22 protein-coding genes and 1 pseudogene are annotated in these 20,762 nt (G+C 35.7%); 22 read left to right on the top strand and 1 reads right to left on the bottom strand.

Annotated elements, in window-relative coordinates:
* Positions 1-42 precede the first annotated feature (42 nt).
* The 8 genes and pseudogenes from FOT98_RS24855 (at position 43) to FOT98_RS24820 (ending at position 8,184) form a co-directional block, all read left to right on the top strand.
* Complete coding sequence (locus FOT98_RS24855) at positions 43-1,263, top strand: YhgE/Pip domain-containing protein (protein ID WP_144291168.1); 1,221 nt, start codon at positions 43-45, stop codon at positions 1,261-1,263.
* Positions 1,264-1,422: 159 nt separating this feature from the next.
* Positions 1,423-1,857 (top strand): ferritin-like domain-containing protein, encoded by a 435-nt coding sequence (locus FOT98_RS24850; RefSeq protein WP_063260369.1) that lies wholly within the window; start codon positions 1,423-1,425, stop codon positions 1,855-1,857.
* A gap of 164 nt (positions 1,858-2,021) precedes the next feature.
* The gene (locus FOT98_RS24845; RefSeq protein ID WP_063260368.1) at positions 2,022-2,537 is read left to right on the top strand and encodes a GNAT family N-acetyltransferase; all 516 of its coding nucleotides are present in this window, start codon (positions 2,022-2,024) and stop codon (positions 2,535-2,537) included.
* Positions 2,538-3,412 (top strand): annotated as a pseudogene (locus tag FOT98_RS24840) (aminoglycoside phosphotransferase family protein).
* Between the two features lie 112 nt (positions 3,413-3,524).
* Positions 3,525-4,853: a YjiH family protein gene (locus FOT98_RS24835; protein ID WP_063260367.1), complete on the top strand. Its 1,329-nt coding sequence runs from the start codon at positions 3,525-3,527 to the stop codon at positions 4,851-4,853.
* 477 nt (positions 4,854-5,330) lie between these two features.
* Positions 5,331-5,918 carry a GNAT family N-acetyltransferase gene (locus FOT98_RS24830; protein ID WP_063260366.1) on the top strand — a complete coding sequence of 196 codons (588 nt, stop codon included), beginning with the start codon at positions 5,331-5,333 and terminating at the stop codon, positions 5,916-5,918.
* Between the two features lie 330 nt (positions 5,919-6,248).
* The gene (locus tag FOT98_RS24825; RefSeq protein WP_063260365.1) at positions 6,249-6,881 is read left to right on the top strand and encodes a YdcF family protein; all 633 of its coding nucleotides are present in this window, start codon (positions 6,249-6,251) and stop codon (positions 6,879-6,881) included.
* Between the two features lie 154 nt (positions 6,882-7,035).
* On the top strand, positions 7,036-8,184 hold the full coding sequence (locus FOT98_RS24820; protein ID WP_063260364.1) for an acyl-CoA dehydrogenase family protein: 1,149 nt from the start codon (positions 7,036-7,038) through the stop codon (positions 8,182-8,184).
* Between the two features lie 138 nt (positions 8,185-8,322).
* Here FOT98_RS24820 and FOT98_RS24815 read toward each other — a convergent pair whose 3' ends face one another.
* Positions 8,323-8,793: a DinB family protein gene (locus FOT98_RS24815; RefSeq protein WP_063260363.1), complete on the bottom strand. Its 471-nt coding sequence runs from the start codon at positions 8,791-8,793 to the stop codon at positions 8,323-8,325.
* 69 nt (positions 8,794-8,862) lie between these two features.
* On the opposite strand from FOT98_RS24815, the gene FOT98_RS24810 reads away from it, so the two are divergent.
* The 14 genes from FOT98_RS24810 to FOT98_RS24745 all read left to right on the top strand — a co-directional run bounded on the left by FOT98_RS24810 (position 8,863) and on the right by FOT98_RS24745 (position 20,635).
* Complete coding sequence (locus FOT98_RS24810) at positions 8,863-9,591, top strand: ArsR/SmtB family transcription factor (RefSeq protein ID WP_063260362.1); 729 nt, start codon at positions 8,863-8,865, stop codon at positions 9,589-9,591.
* A 218-nt stretch (positions 9,592-9,809) separates the two neighbouring features.
* On the top strand, positions 9,810-10,955 hold the full coding sequence (locus FOT98_RS24805; RefSeq protein ID WP_063260361.1) for a stage II sporulation protein P: 1,146 nt from the start codon (positions 9,810-9,812) through the stop codon (positions 10,953-10,955).
* A 197-nt stretch (positions 10,956-11,152) separates the two neighbouring features.
* Positions 11,153-11,830: a copper homeostasis protein CutC gene (locus FOT98_RS24800; protein WP_063260360.1), complete on the top strand. Its 678-nt coding sequence runs from the start codon at positions 11,153-11,155 to the stop codon at positions 11,828-11,830.
* A gap of 23 nt (positions 11,831-11,853) precedes the next feature.
* Positions 11,854-12,405 (top strand): signal peptidase I, encoded by a 552-nt coding sequence (gene lepB / locus FOT98_RS24795; protein ID WP_000662492.1) that lies wholly within the window; start codon positions 11,854-11,856, stop codon positions 12,403-12,405.
* Between the two features lie 153 nt (positions 12,406-12,558).
* Positions 12,559-13,392, top strand: a complete 834-nt coding sequence (locus tag FOT98_RS24790) for a DNA alkylation repair protein (protein WP_063260359.1) — start codon at positions 12,559-12,561, stop codon at positions 13,390-13,392.
* 337 nt (positions 13,393-13,729) lie between these two features.
* Complete coding sequence (locus FOT98_RS24785; protein ID WP_063260358.1) at positions 13,730-14,482, top strand: IclR family transcriptional regulator; 753 nt, start codon at positions 13,730-13,732, stop codon at positions 14,480-14,482.
* A 14-nt stretch (positions 14,483-14,496) separates the two neighbouring features.
* The gene (pxpB, locus tag FOT98_RS24780; protein WP_063260357.1) at positions 14,497-15,210 is read left to right on the top strand and encodes a 5-oxoprolinase subunit PxpB; all 714 of its coding nucleotides are present in this window, start codon (positions 14,497-14,499) and stop codon (positions 15,208-15,210) included.
* Entirely contained in the window at positions 15,201-16,190 is a 990-nt protein-coding gene (locus FOT98_RS24775) for a 5-oxoprolinase subunit C family protein (protein WP_063260356.1), read from the top strand. The genes pxpB and FOT98_RS24775 overlap by 10 nt, the downstream gene beginning before the upstream one ends.
* 18 nt (positions 16,191-16,208) lie before the next feature.
* Positions 16,209-16,970 carry a 5-oxoprolinase subunit PxpA gene (gene pxpA / locus FOT98_RS24770; protein ID WP_063260355.1) on the top strand — a complete coding sequence of 254 codons (762 nt, stop codon included), beginning with the start codon at positions 16,209-16,211 and terminating at the stop codon, positions 16,968-16,970.
* A gap of 161 nt (positions 16,971-17,131) precedes the next feature.
* Positions 17,132-17,827, top strand: a complete 696-nt coding sequence (locus FOT98_RS24765; RefSeq protein WP_061676954.1) for a DUF969 domain-containing protein — start codon at positions 17,132-17,134, stop codon at positions 17,825-17,827.
* A 1-nt stretch (position 17,828) separates the two neighbouring features.
* Entirely contained in the window at positions 17,829-18,791 is a 963-nt protein-coding gene (locus tag FOT98_RS24760; protein WP_063260354.1) for a DUF979 domain-containing protein, read from the top strand.
* Positions 18,792-18,806: 15 nt separating this feature from the next.
* Positions 18,807-19,454 carry a pyroglutamyl-peptidase I gene (pcp, locus tag FOT98_RS24755; protein WP_063260353.1) on the top strand — a complete coding sequence of 216 codons (648 nt, stop codon included), beginning with the start codon at positions 18,807-18,809 and terminating at the stop codon, positions 19,452-19,454.
* A 168-nt stretch (positions 19,455-19,622) separates the two neighbouring features.
* The gene (locus tag FOT98_RS24750; RefSeq protein WP_080467523.1) at positions 19,623-19,817 is read left to right on the top strand and encodes a hypothetical protein; all 195 of its coding nucleotides are present in this window, start codon (positions 19,623-19,625) and stop codon (positions 19,815-19,817) included.
* Between the two features lie 89 nt (positions 19,818-19,906).
* Positions 19,907-20,635 carry an NAD-dependent protein deacylase gene (locus FOT98_RS24745; protein WP_063260352.1) on the top strand — a complete coding sequence of 243 codons (729 nt, stop codon included), beginning with the start codon at positions 19,907-19,909 and terminating at the stop codon, positions 20,633-20,635.
* Positions 20,636-20,762: the final 127 nt, after the last annotated feature.

Below are 20,762 nucleotides of genomic sequence, written 5' to 3'. Positions count from 1 at the left end.
CAACTCGAACATATAATTCAAATATAAATAAACAACACGTTGTTGGTTATTATAAATCAAATGATAGGAGGAGAAAAGAAAATGTTTAAAAATAAACTGTTATATGTATCACCAGTTATTGCACTACTTGTTGTTTTTATTTTTTCATTAACATTATTTCCAACTGTTCAACCTCAGCCGAAAAATTTGCCAATTGCAATTGTAAATGAGGATCAAGGAGTAGAAATTCCGAATCAACCGAAAATGAACATGGGGCAAACGATTGTTGATAATATGAAAAAGACATCAAAATCAGAGGAAGAACCTGCGGTGAAGTGGGTAGAAGTGAAAAATAAAGAAGCAGTTCAAAAAGGCTTAAATAATCAAGAGTATTACGCAGCGTTAGTTATTCCGAAAGACTTTAGTACAAAGCAGGCATCATTACGAACACCACAGCCATCTTCGCCAGAGGTGGAAATATTCATAAATCAAGGAATGAATACAGCGGCATCAACTATGGCAGGACAAATGTTAAATGCTGTAGTTGATAATATGAACAATACTGTTCGCACGCAATTATTAGAAGGATTGAAAGCAAAAGGAGCTACAGTAACAACAGATGAGGTTTCAAATGTAGTCACACCGATTGCAAAGAAAGTGAAAAATGTAAATGAAACCGGCAAAAATAGCGCGAACGGTAACTCGCCTATGTCTTTATTCCAGCCGTTATGGATTGCAAGTTTAGCGAGCGCAGCAATTATTTTTATTGCGATAAGTAAAATGCCAGTAAGTACAAGAAAAGAAAGCTTCGTATTAAAACTAAAACAAATAGTAACTGGAGCAGTGGCGACAATTGTCATTGGGTTTGGTCTTACATGGATCGCAGATGGCATGGTAGGTTTAAGTATTTCGAATTTCACGGATACAGCGTTGTTCTTATCTATTACATCCTTTAGTTTCTTCTTAATGATATCGGCGGTACTTTCAATAGTTGGACTAAAGGGAATCGGTGTATTTGCTCTCTTACTATTTTTCGGTGCACCGTTATTATCATTAGCACCTGAAATGTTATCACCATTTTATCAAGACTGGGTGTACGCATGGTTGCCAATGCGATTTATGATTGAAGGACTTAGAGAAATCTTCTTCTTCGGAAAAGGGTTAAGCTGGAGTACACCTGTAACAGTGCTCGTTTGGATTGGCGTAGTAAGTATGATGATTATTTTATCGACGGCATTCAAACGTAGTGCAGTAAAGGAACATAAACCGGAAGTAAATGCATAAAAGATGAAAACGTTTCACTAGGAGTGAAGCGTTTTTATCTTTTATTAACTTATAGCTTAAAGGAAATAGAAGAGTTCGGATTTGTGTTTTCCTGTTATATACATGCTCCTGCTATTTCAAATTGCATAAAATGTTATGCGGAATAATGGAGGGGATACGATGTATAATTCGAATTATTATGATTGGTATAGGCAAAATGATAAGTTGATTCGTGATATTGAGAAAGCAATTAATGGAGAATTTAGTGCAATAAGTTGCTATGCGAAATTAGCTAACATGGCTCCGAATGAAGCGGAACGAAATCAAATTCTTGAAATTCGTAATGATGAAATAAAGCATTTTCATCATTTTGTACAAATCTATACAAATTTAACTGGTCAGCAGCCAAAACCACAAATTACGGAAGAATGTCCAAATACGTACTTACAAGGATTAGAATTTGCGATACAAGATGAACAGAAGACAGTAGATTTTTACTTGGAAATTTCAGATGAAACATCGGATGCACATTTGAAAGAGTTGTTGCGCAGAATAGCTGCAGATGAACAAAATCATGCGGTGTGGTTTTTATATTATTTTGTGAAGACGAAGTGAATACCTAGGGGATTAAGACCGTTTCACTAGTAGTGGAGCGGTTTCTTTGTGGAATACAAGCTGTAAAATAGAAATCTTGAAGTGGTGGTGATTAATTTTGGTATATAATGTATAAAACGAAAATGAATAAAGAGAGAATTAAGTTTTGAAAGGGGAACGGCAATATGGATCGAAACATAGTTAAAGAATATACAATTCGAACTGCTACTGAAGCGGAAAGTGATAGCATAATCATTCTATTAAAAGAAGTAGCAGAGTGGCTACAACATAAAGAAGTGGATCAGTGGCAGTATCTATTAGGCGGAGAAGCTAAGGCTGAAATACTAGAATGTATAAGAGAGAAATATACATATGTGGTTATGAAAGAAAATGAAATTGTCGGTACAGTTACAGTATCTCCTAAACAAAATGAATGGGATGAGCGTATTTTTGGTAAGGCGGAAGTTTCTGATTCTTTATATATTCATAGATTTGCGGTGAAACGAAAGTATAAGGGGAATGGAATCGGAGAGTGGCTTTTACAGTGGATAGACGAGAATGTACAATGTGATAAAGAGTACTTGAAGTTAGATTGTGTGGGACATAATCGTACGTTGAATGACTTTTATAAGAGTAATGGTTTTGATTATATTGGAAGTACGGAGGGACTTAGTAAGTTTCAAAAGAAAAGGAGAAATTAAATGACTCAAATACATACAGATTTAGCTAAAAGGTTGATAGGGGAACAGTTTCCAAAATGGGCACATTTAGAAGTGAAGCCTGTAAAGTTTAGTGGGCATGATAATAGAACGTTTCATCTAGGAGATGAGATGAGTGTAAGATTGCCAAGTGAAGCGGCATATGCACCGCAAGTAGAGAAGGAAAATAAGTGGCTACCTATATTAAGTAAGGAGCTTTCTTTACCGATTTCTGCACCAGTTGCGAAAGGAAATCCAACTGAAGAGTATCCGTTGCCTTGGTCTATTAATAAGTGGATAGAAGGAGATACTGTTACGAAACAAAATGTCCGTGACCTAAATGAATTTGCGGCGGACTTAGGCTCATTTTTAGTGGAATTGCAAGCTATTGATGCGAGTAACGGACCGGTCGCTGGAGCACATAATTTTTACCGAGGCGGGCTTATATCTATATATGATGAAGAGGCGAGAGGTGCGATCGAAAATAATAAGGACGTTTTTGATGAAACAGTATTAAAGCATCTTTGGAATTTAGCCCTTCAGTCAACGTGGGAGCGTAAACCAGTTTGGGTTCAGATGTTGCACCAGGAAACTTACTCGTTAAGGACGGAAAGCTTTGTGCCGTAATTGATTTTGGTATTTTAGGAGTAGGCGATCCGGCTTGTGATGCAGCGATGGCATGGACATTTTTTGATAAGAATAGCAGAACCGTATTTAAAGAAGTATTGCGCATAGATGAAGAAACATGGAATAGAGCAAGAGGATGGGCGCTTTGGAAAGCGTTAATTACATATGATGCGAATAAGACTAGTAATAAAATAGTGGCAGACGAATCGTATCGTGTCATTCAAGTGATTGTGGATGATTATGAGAAGTAGTAGAAAAAGCCTATTTTAAAATAGGCTTTTTTATATGCTGAAATATTAGAAACTGAAAGAAGGAATCTAACATAATTATACAGAATATTTAGATAATAGGAGGTGTCGAATTTTGAGTGAAATTGAATTAAAAAGGAATGTAATTAAGACAGGCAGTGAGAAGGGGACCGTTCTTCGGTTTATACTCGCTAGTCTAGTTGGGGTGTTTATGTTTTTCGTACCAGTTACGATAAACGGTGCTTCTTCCATTATGATTGATCATATCGTATCATGGATCAGGACTTCGGTTCCGAGCGTAGTACCTTATTACGCTCTACTCGTTATGATAATGGGTGCAATCTATCCGTTTTATACGAAAAGGTGGAATGCATCTATCGTAGATATTTGTTTTTCTATTTTAAAAGTAGTTGGCGTCGTTTTTGGTGTATTATATTGTTTGAAAGTAGGGCCGGCTTGGTTCTTTGCACCAGATGTAGGGCCGTTTTTGTATGAGAAACTAGTCATATCGGTAAGTTTACTCGTGCCAATTGGTTCGGCTTTTTTAGCGTTATTAGTCGGGTACGGATTACTTGAATTTATCGGTACGTTTTGCCGTCCCATTATGAGACCGTTATGGAAAACACCAGGACGATCAGCAATTGATGCGGTTGCGTCCTTTGTGGGGAGTTATTCACTTGCTTTATTAATTACGAACCGCGTATATAAAGAAGGAAAGTATACGACAAAAGAAGCAGCTATTATCGCTACAGGTTTTTCTACAGTATCCGCAACATTTATGATCATCATCGCAAAAACATTAGACATTATGCATTTATGGAATGTTTATTTTTGGACTACTCTCGTTGTAACATTCATCGTAACTGCTATCACCGTAAGAATCCCACCACTTAGTAGAAAACCAGATACATATGTAACGAAAGAAGGGTTCCCAGAGCCTGTTTATAAAGAGAAAATGTTAGAACGTGCTTGGGAAGATGCGCTAGAAGTATCAAAATCTGCACCGAGTATTATGAAAAATATCGCAGTGAATTTAAAAGACGGTTTTATTATGACGATGGGAATTTTGCCATCTATTATGTCAGTAGGATTAATTGGTATCGTCTTAGCGAAATTTACGCCAATATTTGATTGGATCAGCTATATTTTCTATCCATTTACGTGGGCTTTACAATTACCAGAAGCAGAACTAGCTGCTAAAGCCGCATCTGTTGGTATTGCGGAAATGTTTTTACCTTCTCTTTTAGTTGTAAGTGCACCACTTGTGACAAAGTTTGTCATTGCGGTTGTTTCGGTATCATCCATATTGTTTTTCTCAGCTTCCATTCCTTGTATTCTATCAACAGACATTCCGCTAAAAGTATCGGAACTTATTATTCTCTACGTACAAAGAACGATATTAACGTTACTTATTGTTACACCGATTGCTTATTTGTTGCTGTAAATTTTTAGAAGATAAAGTTATAACAAAAGAAGCCTTCTGTAAAAAGAAGGCTTCTTTTGTTTAAAAGCGGGTATTCCCACATCACTATCAAGCTAAGAAAATCAAATATCCTAAAACGTAAAAATGTACTATTTTCTGTTTTTGGGATGTTTTTATTTGTTTTTTGAATATGACGTCATGCTTCTTAAGAAGATTCCTAGTCCTGCAAAAAAGAATCCTAAGCATAATAAGCTGCCAGGTGTTCCCCAAGTAATTTGATCTAGCATGTTTATCCCCTCCCGTTTATTATTATATAGTATTTATTGGAAAATATCTAAATTTTCTTTTTAAGAGGTGCGATATTAACGATTATTGATGAGCCTTCCTACCATATAACGGAAGAGTATATTCGAAAAGTAATTCTATCAATTACATTCTTTTATTCTTATAATCTGTTTTTGTTTCGTATGATATAGTAACAACAAAGGGGGCTTACAAATGGAAATGATTCATGAAAGAGTAAAGTTACGGTTAATAGATAGTGATGATGTCGAAACTTTGTTTTCGATTGTAGAAGGAAATCGGGATATTTGGGCGTATTTAATCTCTAAAATGGATAGTGTGCAAGATATGCAGCAATATGTTCAAAAAGCGATTCAGGGTTATGGGAAGGGAACTCAAATACCTTTCGTTGTAGTAGATCAACAGACGAATACGATTGTAGGAAGTACACGTCTATATAATATTTCAGTAGAAGATAAAACAGTCGAATTAGGACAAACGTGGTATCATCCAAGTGTGCAACGTACGAGTATCAATACAGAGTGTAAGTATATGCTTCTCCAGTATGCTTTTGAAAAACTGCATATGCTGAGAGTACAAATTAAGACGGATGCAAGAAACGAAAAGGCACAACGAGCAATTGAAAGGTTAGGTGCAGTAAAAGAGGGTGTGCTTAGAAATGAAAGGAAATTGCCAAGTGGTCATGTGAGAGATGCGGTTGTGTATAGTATTATCGCAAGTGAATGGCCAGTTGTGAAAGCTCGTTTATTGGAAAAATTAGAATTGTATAAAGAAAAGTTATAATTCGTGTTTTGAAAGGTATATTGTTCGTGATGTAAGAAAAATATACCTTTTTTCTTACAAAATGCTACTTTATTTTAATTCCTTTTGTTTCATCGTTCCCTTCTGAGAAAAAATTCGTTACAATGTAGTTGTATGGTAATAAACTTATGAATTTAAAACATGTAATGAAAACCGCAAATAAAAATGAATTGATAATCCTCAATTTTAAATGAAAACCCTTTTATACATAAATAACAAGTAAAGTTCCTTCTTTTAAATAAACTCAAACAAAACGATTTGATATAAATGTTTTTTTATAGAAGTATGGATGATGTACGGAGGCAATTACAAATGAAAGAAAATAAGAAGAGTAAGAAAAGACGAATCTTTCAAGTATTTTTACTAATGATTTGTTCTGCTATTTTATATGTAAGTTATGCAGCTTATGATATTTGGAGTTATCGTTTTAAAACAAATGATGGCGTGAAAACGGATGCTGGTATCGTACTAGGAGCAGCTTCTTGGAACGGAAAACCATCTCCTGTATTTAAAGAAAGAATTAATCATGCGATTTCTTTATATAAGAACGGAGACATTAAAAAGATTATTTTTACAGGTGGTACAAAGTTCGAGGCAGAACTTGAGGAAGCGCGTACTGCAAGAGTATATGCAATGAAACAAGGTGTAAAAGACGAAGATATTTTAATTGAAACAAAATCCCTTTTCACTGAGGAAAACTTAAAGAATGCGAAGGAAGTTGGACTAGAGAACGGAATACGCACATACACGATTGTAAGTGATCCACTTCATATGAAACGCGCAATGAGAATCGCAAAACATATTAATATTGAAGCGTATGCTTCACCAACGCCGACATCAGCATATAAAACGCTAGACACAGAAATACCATTCTTCTTTAAAGAATTATTCTCGTATATTGGATATGTAACCTCTTTGCCATTAAAGGCATTGAAGGGAGACTAATATAAGAAAAGAACCTATCTTAAAATAGGAACTTTTCTTATTGGTCAAAAACATTGTATTTTTATCGGAATAGTGAAACAATAGAGAGGTAGCTTCATATAATCATAATGAAAAAGTGAGCGGTTGATGAATCGAACATAAAGGAGATTATAGTATGGCACTCTCATTTGTTGAAACAGAAGAACAATCCTTCATTATTGCACAAATAAATAAATTGATTCCAAAGTTCATGGAAAGGGAGCATCAACTAAGTGAATTAGGATCATTTCCGTATGAAAATATAAGTGATTTGAAAGATATCGGATATACGAAATTAACGTTACCGAAAGAATTTGATGGTAGTGCGATTTCTTTATATGACTTCGTTTTATTTCAAGAAAAAATTGCAGAAGGCTGCGGAGCTACTGCATTATCGATTGGCTGGCATCTTGGTATTGTGAAAGAGTTAGCGGAAAATCGCTCTTGGAATGATGAGATGTTCAAATGGTTTTGCGAAGAAGTGCGTAAAGGTGCACTCTTTAACCGGGCAGCAACCGAGCCAAAAACAGGGAGTCCGACGCGTGGCGGTAAACCAGAAACGATAGCGGTTCAACAAGGCGAGAAGTGGATTATAAATGGAAGAAAAACTTTTACAACGATGGCGCCAATACTTGATTATTTTATTATTTCAGCAAGTATGGAAGGCCGAGAAGAAGTTGGTGAGTTTGTCATTCCAAGAAATACGCTCGGTGTATCCATTGAAGAAACGTGGGATAGCGTTGCGATGCGAGGGACTGCAAGTCACGACCTTGTCTTACAAAATGTAGAGATAGAAAGTCGCTTTTTTACGAATGTATTGGGCGGGAAAGTAAAACAAAAGGGTATTGGCTGGTTGCTACATATACCAGCATGTTATTTAGGAATTGCACAAGCAGCAAGAAATTATGCAGTTCAGTTTGCGGGATCATACAAGCCAAATAGTTTAAATCATTCTATTAGTTTATTGCCGAATGTTAGAAGATTAGTTGGAGAATTAGAACTTGAGCTTATGCAAGCTCGCGTCTTTTTATATCAAATTGCGAAAAAGTACGATGAGGCAGAGGATAAACTATCATTGCAAGCCGAATTAGCAGCAGTGAAATATGCCGTAACGAATGCGGCAATATCAATTGTAGATAAAGCAATGCGCATCGTAGGAGCAAAAAGTTTATCAGAAAAAAATCCACTTCATCGCTACTATTTAAACGTCAGAGCAGGATTGCACAATCCGCCGATGGATGATGCAACACTGTCTATATTAGCGGATGCGGCGTTTCGGTCGTAGTAATTTTAAACTTGCATTTTATTGTTTGTGAGTAATATAGTTGTTTTGAAAGCACGTGTTTGAGTAGTAATCAAACACGTGCTTTTTATGTGTTTAATATACTAGTTTAAAATGAAGCGTTGTAAACATTTGTCATATCTAATCCCAAATTAAAGGTCTTTCCAAGTTTACCATTCGTAAATATTGTAAAAATTGACCTGCATGGACCGCATCATGATAGGCAATTCGTAATAGCATGTCGCCTAAATATCTTTCATAGCCAACATCACTTCGATCAATAAGGCGTGAATCTAGCTCAGCGATGCTTATGGATTGAACGTATTCTATGAAGTCAGTAAAGTATAGTTGTGCCAATTCAATTTCTTTTTTTACACAAGTAATTGGCTCGTTATCATACGGGATATGTATGTCATGTATTGAGCCGTTGTTTTTTAAAATCATATGATAGTAAAAAGTTGAGGTACAAACATGACGAATCATCTCACCAAAGGACATAGCCTCATGATCAGGCTTCCAATTAAGAAAATTATCAGGAAGAGAATTCCATAATTTTTCTGAGCGCCTTCTCGTTTCTTTCAAATTTAATATACTAAGATCAATTGCATTCATAATACATTCTCCTTTACTATTAAGCTTAAAATAATTGTATCAATTTAACAGTTAGGGTATCATCGAAATATGAATGTATATCCGAATATCTCATATATAGCTAAACTAATTGCTGAACCTACAAGAGCGATTATCTTAGATTGTTTAATGAACAATCAGGCACTACCTGCTAGCGAATTGGCTTATAAGGCAAAAGTGTCACATCCAACGATTAGTTCTCACCTTTCTAAATTAGTAGAGGGGAATCTACTTACAGTTGAACAACATGGTAGACATCGTTATTATCGACTTGCTAATCAAGAGGTAGCAGAAGTTCTTGAAAAGTTAGGAACAATTGCACCAACAGTCCAAGTTCGTTCTTTAAAACAATCGGATCAACTAAAACGAATTCGTTATGCTCGAACTTGTTATGATCATCTTGCAGGCAGACTCGGTGTAGAGATAACTGAAAAATTACTACATAGGGAATTTATAATTTTAAAGGAAGGAGAATACATTGTAACGGAACAAGGTAAACAATGGTTTCTGAATTTTGGGATAAATATTGAAACGGCAAATATAAAGAGAAGGATATTTGCAAAACCTTGTCTTGATTGGAGTGAACGACGCTACCATATTTCTGGTTGGTTAGGATCTGCAATAGCAAAACTATTTTTTGAACAGGAATGGATTACAAAAACGGATAAAAATCGGGCTGTCCATCTTACAAAAAAAGGTATGAAGTTATTGAAAGACCAATTAGGCATTGACATGGAAGATAAAAAAGTCCATCAAAATGCAGTGCCTCCTGTCGAGTAAACAGTATGAAATAACCTGAGTTCTATATTTATATAGACTCAGGTTATTTAATTTCTTTTAAAATCTTTGATAATATTTGCGCACGGCAACTTTAACCTCATTTGCCTTACGGAAAGAGGTTAAATGAAAACATAGTAGTTGAGGCAATTCTATTAAATTAGTAATCATATTACTTAAAAATTATGCGTAAGAATATAGTAAATGAAGGGAGATATAAAATGAATAAAATTAAACTGAAAGTATTAAATGTAAGATATGTAGTGATATGTATTTTATTCACTATTATATGTATCCTCACTTCATTCTTCATTTCTAGTAATTCCAGCGTATTTAAATCATTTTATATGAATCAGTTATTAGGAACGAATTCTACTAAAGGTCTTATGTACATGATAGGAAGTGAAAATCGTTATTTTGCAGAAGAATTTCATAAAGAAAAAGGACGAGCGTCTTTGGAATCTTTTTTACTGTCACTTTCTACAAACATTAATGTAAATGATCTTCGAAGTTTATTAACTCGAGAACTTCCTAATATGAATCAATTTTATTCGGAAATATTAATTGCTGGGGAAGGGACAGATTATACGAACATTCCGGAAGAATCCAGTATTCCTTTAGATAATATTAAAGATAAAGGTACTGCTATTGAACACCCAAAGAGTGGGAAAGAAAACAATTCTACTGGTGAAAATTCAAATACACAAAATAACGGTGAAAATAAAGTTTTTATTTATCATACACATAGTTGGGAAGCGTTTATTCCTCTCATTCCAGGTGCTACTATACCCGATGATGCTTCCAGTACAAATAATGAAGTGAATATTACGTTTGTTGGAAACTATTTAAAACAAAAGCTAGAAGAAAAAGGTATAGGTGTTTCACATGATACGACAAATATGAGGGATTTTCTACGAAATAAAAATTTAAATTGGGCCCAATCTTATAAAGGGTCCCGTCAAATATTACAAGATAAATTGGCACAAGATAAAAATATTATGTTTCCGATGGACCTTCATAGAGATGATGCACGAAAAAATATTACAACAAAAAATATTAACGGAAAGAATTATGCTCGGCTCTATTTTATTTTAGGGCGAGAGAATCCTAACTTTGAAAAAAATAAAAAAATAGTAACGGCAATTAATTCATATTTAGACGAGAAGTATTACGGTTTAAGCCGAGGGATTTTTATTAAAGATCGTAAAAGTGGGAACGGAGTATATAATCAAGATCTTTCTCCCAATGCATTACTTATTGAAATGGGAGGGGTAGATAATACACCAGAAGAATTGTATGCGTCAGTTGACGCATTAGTAGAAGCATTTAGCCACTATTATAATGGAGTGACTAAGAAAAATAACTAAAATAAAAAGGAGTGATACCCAGTCAGAAGTGCTAGGGGATTACTCTTTTTTTTGTAGAATATAAAATCACCAATGAACGTCATCGATTGAAAAAATCTTTCTTTTCATTCTTCTTTTTACAGTTTTATAGGAGAAAGCTAGGTTTCTTATTTTTACTAATGTTATAATAAGAAAAAAGCACGAAAAGAGGTTATCTCATGCTAGAGGTTATTGCAACATGTTTAGAAGATGTGAAACGAATTGAACGAGCTGGCGGGAAGCGAATTGAATTAATTACATCTTATACAGAAGGCGGTTTAACGCCGAGTTATGCATTTATAAAAAAAGCGGTAGAAGCAGTACAAATACCGATTCACGTGATGATTCGTCCGCATGCGAAGTCTTTTATATATACAGAAGAAGAAATTGAAATGATGAAGGAAGATATTATCATTGCGCAGAAGTTAGGTGTAGCTGGTGTTGTGTTAGGCGTATTAAACGAACAAAATGAAGTGGATGAAGAGAAATTAGCGAATTTACTATCTGTTGTAGAGGGAATAAATGTAACGTACCACCGTGCGATAGATGACATAGAAAATCCAGTAGAAGCGATGAAAACTTTAAAGAAGTTTCATAAAGTGACTCACGTTTTAACTTCAGGTGGACAAGGAAATATAGTAGATAATATTCCGGTACTTGCAGAAATGCAAAAGGTAAGCGATGGCCAAATTCAGCTTGTAGTTGGAGCTGGCGTGACGAAAGAAAATATAAAGCGATTGTTAGATGAAACTGGAATTACGCAAGCGCATGTCGGCACAGCGGTAAGAGAAGGGAAATCATGTTTTTCTGAAATTGATCTTAATTTAGTACAAGAATTAGTTCAAATCATACAATAAACACGTAAGAAAGAGGAGAAACGATGAAGGAAAATACGAAGAAAGAATTATTCTCATGGGCTAAAACGATAGGATTTACTCTTGTATTAATTGCTATTATTCGCGGTGTTTTATTTACACCTTCATTAGTACAAGGTGAATCGATGATGCCTACTTTAGAAAATAACGAACGAGTGCTCGTGAATAAGATTGGTTATAGTATAAGTGGATTAGATCGCTTTGACATTATCGTGTTCCACGGTAAAGAAGGATACGATTTAGTAAAACGAGTAATTGGTGTACCAGGCGATACAGTTGAGTATAAAAACGATGTTTTATATGTAAATGGAAAAGCGATGGAAGAACCATATTTAAAAGAGTTTAAAGAAAAAGCGGCAGGCCGTGTATTAACTCCAGACTTTACGTTAGAACAAATCACAGGAAAAACGAAAGTGCCAGAGGGCCAAGTGTTTGTTTTAGGAGATAACCGTGAAGTTTCAAAAGACGGTCGTATGTTCGGATTTATTTCAGAAGATGAGATTGTCGGAAAAGGACAAGCTGTTTTCTGGCCATTGAAACAAGTAAGAGCGTTATAAAGCATATATGGGAGAAATATTCTTCCGGTGGATTTAAATTACATTTTTTATAAAACTGAATGTTCATTTAAGAAAGACAGAGGTCATTTTGATTATTATTTTTCAAAATGGCCTCTGTTTATTTGAAGATAGTATTGCAAGGAGGGAATTTAAATGATAATGAAAGAAACAGAAGTTATCTTAAACAGGAAAGGAGCCAGGAAAGTAAACGAAATTCCTAAAGAGGTCTTACAATTACTACAGCAAGGGAAAGTAGAAAGTGTAAATCTAACAGAATGGCTAGCAATAAATCATATTGAACTACTTAAAAATGTCTTACCTTCAATAGGACTCAAGAAAAGTTTGGAATGTATAGTAGCTGAATTAGAAAAACAGAACGTTGAAACAGGAATGAAAGCCATACGAATAACAGGAACTTTATTGGATGAAATTATACTCAAAGAGTATGAAGGAAAGAAGGAAGACATACTGTTAAAATTATCTGATCATATTTCAGATAGTGTACGATGTTGGGCAGCGTTTATGAATAAAAAATCAAATAGCACATTAAAAGATACATTAACGTACATTCGACCTTTTGCGGCGGATCATCATTTTGGTGTTCGAGAAATTGCTTGGATGTCTATTAGAGAAGATCTTTCACAAAATATAGAAGAAAGTGTGGAATTGTTAGTAGAATGGGCAAAAAGTGAGGATGAGAATATTCGTAGGTTCTCTGTAGAATCTATTCGTCCTCGAGGTGTATGGAGTAAACATATTGAAGTATTAAAACAAGAACCTGAAAAAGCACTTCCCATTCTTAATTTACTTAAATCAGATCCATCAAAATATGTACAAGATTCGGTTGGGAACTGGTTAAATGATGCAAGTAAAACGAAACCAGATTGGGTATTGAACCTGTGTGAAGAATGGGAAAAGGATACTGATATAAAATCAACTAGTAGAATTATTAAAAAAGCTAAAAGAACGATTTTGAAAAATAAGTAATATGTAACTAATAGATTTGTTAGTTGTAAGAAGGAACAATCAATCATGTTAAAAAAGAATATTTTGAATAACTAGGAGAAGAGCATGTATTAATCAATACATGCTCTTTATATATTCTTTTATATTAGTGTTATGAATGAAAGGTGATCAAATTTCATTTTAAATCTAAACTTCCGTACTTTTTATTTACGTTTTTTAAGTTACTGACAAATATATCGGATTATGAGCTTGAAAAAAATATTGATAGAATTGAAAGAATATTTTATAATTTTAAATTATACATTTGTTTCGAAATACGGAATTAAAGTTCCGAAATTCGGAACAAGAGGGAGATAGAATGAGTATAAATAAAACGGCAGTTAAGACAATGGATATTTTAGAGTTGTTTTATGAGCATGAAGAGCTAAGTTTAACAGAGATGGTTCAGCTTACGAGTATGCCGAAAACATCTGTTTATCGTTTAATTGGCTCGTTAGAAGAAATGGAGTTTTTACAAAAAAACGAGAAGGGGAAATATCGTCTCGGAGTCGTTTTTTTACGATTTGGACAACTTGTTTCACAAAGATTATCAGTAAGAAATATTGCGATTCCTTATATGAAAGAGCTTAGAGATAATTTAGGGCAGGCAGTTAATTTAATTATTCAAGATGGTAATGATGCGATTTATGTGGAAAAGATGGAAGGGGCTCAGCCTGTACGCGTGTATACAGCGGTTGGTAGAAGAGCTCCACTTTATGCGGGTGCATGTCCGAGAATTTTACTATCGTATTTCTCTGAGGAAGAGAAAAGAAAATACATAGAGGAAACGGATTTAAAACAGTTTGCGGATGGAACAATTGTGGATAAGGAGCAATTGCTAGAAGTGTTACAAATGGCGAAAAAGGAAGGACACACGATTAGCTACTCTGAGTTAGAAAATCATACAGCCGCTATAGCAGCTCCCATTTTTGCAAGTGATGGAGCGGTTGTAGCAGGTATTAGTATTTCGGGATTAGCAATTGAGTATAGCGAAAGTAACATTTCATATTTTGTTGCGAAGGTGAAAGAAACAGCACATCGCATTTCGAAAGAACTCGGCTTTTTGGCATAGAAAGAGGGAGTGGGATGAAATTTTCTGCGTTAGGGGATCAAGCAATTCTTGTTACATTTGGTGAAGAAATTGAGATGGAGACATACGAAAAAGTGCAGCGATTATTTCAAGCATTGAGACGGCACCCGTTTACAGGAATGGTTGAGTGTGTGCCGTCTTTCACTTCATTAGCGGTCTACTACAATGTATACGAAGTATGGAAGCGAAATGGGAGAAGTGAAGGGCCGTATCATTACGTTTGTCAATATATACAAGAGTTGTGTGATTCATATAAAGAAGAAGTGAATCAAGATGTGAAACATATTTCCATACCTGTTTGCTACGGGGGAGAATATGGACCTGATTTAGAAGAGGTCGCGCATTATAGAGGATTACAGGTAGAAGATGTCATTCGTATACATAGTGAAACAACATATTTTGTGTATATGTTAGGTTTTACACCAGGATTTCCGTATTTAGGAGGGCTATCAAAAGAACTAGAAACACCTAGAAAAGAAACGCCAAGATTGCAAATATCTCCTGGTTCGGTAGGTATTGGCGGAAATCAAACAGGTATATATCCGCTTGAAACACCAGGAGGATGGAATATTATTGGCCGAACCCCAATCTCCTTATTTAATCCAGAAGAAGAAACACCAACCTATATTCAAAGCGGTATGTATTTACGATTTATCCCAATAACGAAGGAAGAGTACGTATCACTTGAGGGGGCTAAAGAATGGATGTAGAGGTTTTACATGCAGGAATGTTTACAACAGTCCAAGATTTAGGGCGATCTCATTATCAACAATACGGTGTACCAGTTGGCGGGGCCATGGATCAAAATGCACTTCGAATGATCAATATGTTGGTCGGTAATGAAGAGAATGAAGCAGGACTTGAAATGACGATTATGGGACCTAAATTGTTAATAAAGAAAACGACCTTACTTGCGATTGGCGGAGCGGATATGGAACCGTTACTGAATGGAGAGCGTATTCCATTATGGCGTCCCATTTTAGCAGAAGAAGGTAGCATGCTTTGCTTGGGAAAAGTGAAAAGTGGTTGCAGAGCGTATGTAACTTTTGCAGGTGGTATACAGATTGATCATACGATGGGAAGCAAAAGTACTTACATACGTGCAGCGATTGGTGGTATTGAAGGGAGAATGCTGAAAAAAGGCGATTATTTTCAAATTGGTACGCACTCAGAAATAGCGAGTCGATTCATTCAAGGCTTACAAAAGAGAGAGCGAATCAAAACGAACTGGGCAATTATCAGCAGTGTACTGCCAAAGTATAAGAAATATCCTAAGCTTCGCGTCATAACTGATTTTGAATATGATCAATTTACAGAAGAAAGTATAAGGGCATTTTTTACGAAAGAGTATAAAGTATCTAATTACGCTGACCGTATGGGCTATAGAGTTGAGGGAGAAGTTTTAAATAGAGTGGAAGAAAAAGAGATTTTATCGAGTCCCGTTACATTTGGGACCATTCAAGTTCCGAATGGTGGACAGCCAATTATATTAATGGCAGATAGGCAAACGACAGGTGGCTATCCGAGAATGGGCAATATTATTTCAGTAGATTTACCACTTCTTGCTCAATTAAAACCGGGGGACTACGTTTCTTTTGAGAGAATTACGCTTGAAGAAGCGGAACAATTGTACATAGAACAAGAAGTAAATATGAATCTATTAAAGAAATTCGTCGCTTTACGAGGCTGACAATAGGAGGGAAACATCGTGACGAAAATCGATTTAAACTGTGATCTAGGAGAAAGTTTTGGAGCTTATAAAATGGGGAATGATAATGAAATTCTTCCGTTCGTTTCCTCTATAAACGTTGCTTGTGGTTTTCATGCGGGTGATCCGACTGTAATGAGGAAAACGGTCGAAAAGGCACTGCAGCACAACGTAGCAATTGGTGCGCATCCTGGTTTTCCTGATTTAATTGGATTCGGAAGAAGAAATATGAACGTTTCACCAAATGAAGTATACGACTATGTATTGTATCAAATCGGTGCATTAGATGCTTTTGTGAAAGCAGCAGGCGGGAAAATGCATCATGTAAAACCACACGGTGCTCTATATAATATGGCGGCGACTAATCCGGAAATTGCAGATGCAATCGCAAAGGCAATTAATCATAGTAATCCAAATCTATTACTTTACGGATTAGCAAATAGTGAGGCGTTTATACAGGCTGCGGAAAAATACAATATAACTCTCGTACAAGAAGTTTTTGCTGATCGGACGTATAAGCAAGATGGGACATTAACGAGCCGGACAGAAGAAAATGCACTCATAAAAAATGAAGACGAAGCGATAAAGCAAGTGATTCAAATGGTGAAAGAAGGCTATGTAAGAGCGGTGAATGGAGAGAAAGTGACAGTTCAAGCGCAAACGATTTGTTTACACGGTGATGGAGAGAAAGCGGTCCAATTTGCGGAAAGAATATACAGAACATTCGAACTTGATGGTATTTCAATTTGTGCATCGAAATAAAGTGAAACTTTAATCAGTGGGGAGGTTCATCCCCCGCTGATTATTAGTTGAACCAATCGGGCAGTTGACTTCCCATCTAAATTTTTTTGACTTAGTTGAATTTTGAGGTGGGAGTTTTACTGCCCGTTAAAGTGGGATAAAGAATAGGGGGAAGTGCTGGAATGATTAAATTAATCGGGATACTACTTGTTGCAGTGGGCTTTTTATTTAGATTAAATACACTTTTAGTAGTTATGGTAGCAGGTATTGTTACTGGTATGGTTTCAGGATTAAGCTTTTATGATGTGATTAGCATGTTCGGTAAATTTTTCATAGAAAATAGATATATGTCTATGCCGATAATACTAACTTTACCGGTAATCGGAATTTTAGAGCGTTACGGTTTAAAAGAAAGAGCAGAAGCACTAATAACGAAATCAAAAGGAGCAACAACTGGAAGAGTATTAATGTCATATTTTACGATAAGAGAATCATCAGCAGCACTTGGACTGAACATTGGTGGTCATGCACAAACAGTAAGACCGCTCGTAGCACCGATGGCAGAAGGGGCTGCGCAAGGTAAATATGGTAAGCTCCCTGAAAAGTTAAGAGAAAAGATTAAAGCAAACGCAGCAGCTGCGGAAAATACAGCTTGGTTTTTCGGAGAGGATATATTTATCGCGACTGGTGCGATTTTATTAATGAAAGGATTCTTCGATTCAGTAGGTATGCATGTCGGTGTGTGGGATATGGCGCTTTGGGGCATTCCAACTGCAATATCAGCGCTTATTGTGAGCTGGATCAGATTTAGAAGATTTGATAAATATATAGAGAAAACGATGACATCAAAAGAAAAAGAAGAGAAGGAGGCAATATAAAATGAACATTATCACAATGGATACAATTTATTACGTATTAGGTATAATCGTTGCCTTTATCGCTGTTCGTATTGCATTTGATCGTGAACATCCAAACCGATGGGGTTCTAGCTTATTTTGGGCGTTATTTGCAGTTACATTTTTATTCGGAAATGCAATCCCTTCGTTTTACGTTGGCTGTATCGTGCTCGCTATGGTCGTGTTAGCTTCATTAAATAAAGTAACAAAATCAGAGGAGAAAGAAGTACCGGTACAAGAACGTGTGAAACATGCTGAGAAATTAAAAAATAAAATTTTTATGCCTGCACTATTAATTCCTATTTTTACAATTATCGGTACGTTAACGTTAGGCAAAATCAAATGGGGAAATGTTTCCCTTGTTGATCCAGATAAAGTAACGCTAGTAGCATTAGCACTAGGGGCATTACTTGCATTCGTTGCAGCGATGCGTATTACAAAATCGAAAATAACAACGCCTGTACAAGAAGGAAGCAGACTATTACAAGCTGTCGGCTGGGCTGTTATATTACCACAAATGTTAGCAGCACTTGGCGGTATTTTCGCAAAGTCTGGCGTTGGACAAGTCGTTTCTGATTTAGTCGGACAAGTATTACCGACAGAGTATCCGTTCGTTGCTGTTATGGCATATTGTTTAGGAATGATGCTCTTTACAGTCGTAATGGGAAATGCATTCGCAGCGTTTGCCGTAATTACTGGCGGAATTGGTTTACCTTTAATTGTACAAATGCACGGAGGAAATCCGGCAATTATGGCAGCACTCGGTATGTTTGCTGGATATTGCGGAACGCTACTTACGCCAATGGCAGCAAACTTTAATATCGTTCCGGCAATGCTTTTAGAGCTAAAAGATAAAAATGCAGTTATTAAAGCGCAAGTACCAATTGCTCTTTCAATCTTTATCATCAATATGTTTATCATGTACGGCCTTGTATATCGTTTCTAATTAGGAGGGAAAACTATGAAAACAGTATTACTAACAGGGTTCGATCCGTTCGGCGGAGAAAGCATCAACCCAGCTTGGGAAGTCGCAAAAAGTTTGCATGAAAAAACAATCGGAGAATACAAGATTATTAGTAAACAAGTACCAACTGTATTTCATAAATCAATACAAGTTTTAAAAGAATATATAGAAGAACTAAACCCTGAAATGATTATATGTATCGGACAAGCTGGAGGCAGACCAGATATTACGATAGAGCGTGTCGCAATTAACGTTGATGATGCGAGAATTGCTGACAATGAAGGGAATCAACCGGTAGATGTACCGGTTGTAGAAGAAGGACCGGCTGCCTATTGGTCTACGCTTCCGATGAAAGCAATTGTAAAAAGACTTCAAGAAGAAGGGATACCAGCTTCCGTTTCACAAACAGCAGGTACATTCGTTTGTAATCATTTGTTCTATGGTCTCATGTATGAACTAGAGAAACATGATAAGAAAATAAAAGGCGGATTTATTCATATTCCGTTCTTGCCAGAACAAGCGAGTAACTACCCAGGGCAAGCGAGTATGTCTCTTTCTACTATTAGCAAAGGGATAGAATTGGCAGTTGCGGTAACGACGACAGTTGAGGTGGATATTGTGGAATTTGGGGGAACTACGCATTAAGTAAGATTCTGAAGTATTACCGAAGTGCGTATGTAGTTTTTATTTATGTTTGGAAGATGGGGATATCGTTAACTTGATAATGATAGGGTACATTGCATATTTTAAATTCGCTCATTTTCATGTATAATTATTGTAAAAATTGGAATTTTTGAAATCGGGGTGGATATCTTGAAAAGTTTTGGTATGGTAGTATTCTCTACTGTGCTTTCAGCGGGGCTATTATATTATAATGCTCAATCCTTTTATAATAGGTTTACTTCTGGAAATACATATTACTGGGTAAACGGTATCCTAGCAGTCATCTTCCTTGTATTCCTGTACAATAATGCAAAAGATATCATCAAGAAAAACTATATAAAATAAGGAAGTTTAAAGAGTTCTTTATACAAAGACAACACCTCCTGTAAACAACTGGTATAATAAGTATAGCAATATACATAGAGGTGATTTTTGTGCAACAATTTAAAGAAGTACGTTCAATTTTAGAAAAAGCGAAGAAAATTACAGTTTTAACAGGCGCAGGAGCAAGTACGGAAAGTGGTATTCCAGATTTCCGTTCAGCAAATGGATTGTATGCTGATGCGAATGTCGAGATGTATTTATCAAGAGGATATTATAATAGAAGTCCGAAAGAATTTTGGAAGCATTATAAAGAAATCTTTCAAATTAATACGTTTCATCAATATAAACCAAATCGTGGCCATCGCTTTTTAGCTGAATTAGAAGAACAAGGGAAAGATATTACGATTTTAACGCAAAATATTGACGGTTTACATCAACTAGGCGGTAGTAAGCATGTCATTGATTTACATGGAACACTTCAAACAGCACATTGTCCGAAGTGTAAAGCGAGATATGATTTGCAGTATATGATTGATCATGAAGTGCCTCGCTGCGGGAAGTGTAATTTCATTTTAAATCCAGACGTCGTTTTATACGGAGATACATTGCCGCAATATCAAAATGCGATTACACGTTTATATGAGACAGATGTATTTATCGTTATGGGCACGTCATTAAAAGTACAACCTGTCGCTTCATTCCCACAAATCGCAAAGAGGGAAATCGGGGCAACGACCATTTTAGTAAATGAAGAGTTAACAGGGCAAGAATATAACTTTGATTTTGTTTTTCAAAATAAGATTGGTGAGTTTGTTGAAGGGGTATCTTCAATGAAATAAGTTATCGAAAAAACTGAGGTGTAAAGAGAGCACCTCAGTTTTTTGTTTGAAGAAAATTCATGTTATGACGATTTAAGGGAATGGTAATAAATAGGTTGTGAAATTAAAATACTGAAAATTAAATCTT

Source organism: Bacillus sp. HY001 (genome assembly GCF_007558965.1).
GTDB classification, from domain to species: domain Bacteria; phylum Bacillota; class Bacilli; order Bacillales; family Bacillaceae_G; genus Bacillus_A; species Bacillus_A mobilis.
This window is presented reverse-complemented; position numbering and strand designations above follow the sequence as displayed.

Coding starts and splice junctions, on each gene's coding strand:
- FOT98_RS24850 (WP_063260369.1), top strand. CDS start 1,423: ATGTATAATTCGAATTATTATGATTGGTATAGGCAAAATGATAAGTTG.
- FOT98_RS24845 (WP_063260368.1), top strand. CDS start 2,022: ATGGATCGAAACATAGTTAAAGAATATACAATTCGAACTGCTACTGAA.
- FOT98_RS24830 (WP_063260366.1), top strand. CDS start 5,331: ATGGAAATGATTCATGAAAGAGTAAAGTTACGGTTAATAGATAGTGAT.
- FOT98_RS24825 (WP_063260365.1), top strand. CDS start 6,249: ATGAAAGAAAATAAGAAGAGTAAGAAAAGACGAATCTTTCAAGTATTT.
- FOT98_RS24820 (WP_063260364.1), top strand. CDS start 7,036: ATGGCACTCTCATTTGTTGAAACAGAAGAACAATCCTTCATTATTGCA.
- FOT98_RS24815 (WP_063260363.1), bottom strand. CDS start 8,793: ATGAATGCAATTGATCTTAGTATATTAAATTTGAAAGAAACGAGAAGG.
- FOT98_RS24810 (WP_063260362.1), top strand. CDS start 8,863: ATGAATGTATATCCGAATATCTCATATATAGCTAAACTAATTGCTGAA.
- FOT98_RS24805 (WP_063260361.1), top strand. CDS start 9,810: ATGAATAAAATTAAACTGAAAGTATTAAATGTAAGATATGTAGTGATA.
- FOT98_RS24800 (WP_063260360.1), top strand. CDS start 11,153: ATGCTAGAGGTTATTGCAACATGTTTAGAAGATGTGAAACGAATTGAA.
- lepB (WP_000662492.1), top strand. CDS start 11,854: ATGAAGGAAAATACGAAGAAAGAATTATTCTCATGGGCTAAAACGATA.
- FOT98_RS24790 (WP_063260359.1), top strand. CDS start 12,559: ATGATAATGAAAGAAACAGAAGTTATCTTAAACAGGAAAGGAGCCAGG.
- FOT98_RS24785 (WP_063260358.1), top strand. CDS start 13,730: ATGAGTATAAATAAAACGGCAGTTAAGACAATGGATATTTTAGAGTTG.
- pxpB (WP_063260357.1), top strand. CDS start 14,497: ATGAAATTTTCTGCGTTAGGGGATCAAGCAATTCTTGTTACATTTGGT.
- FOT98_RS24775 (WP_063260356.1), top strand. CDS start 15,201: ATGGATGTAGAGGTTTTACATGCAGGAATGTTTACAACAGTCCAAGAT.
- FOT98_RS24765 (WP_061676954.1), top strand. CDS start 17,132: ATGATTAAATTAATCGGGATACTACTTGTTGCAGTGGGCTTTTTATTT.
- FOT98_RS24760 (WP_063260354.1), top strand. CDS start 17,829: ATGAACATTATCACAATGGATACAATTTATTACGTATTAGGTATAATC.
- pcp (WP_063260353.1), top strand. CDS start 18,807: ATGAAAACAGTATTACTAACAGGGTTCGATCCGTTCGGCGGAGAAAGC.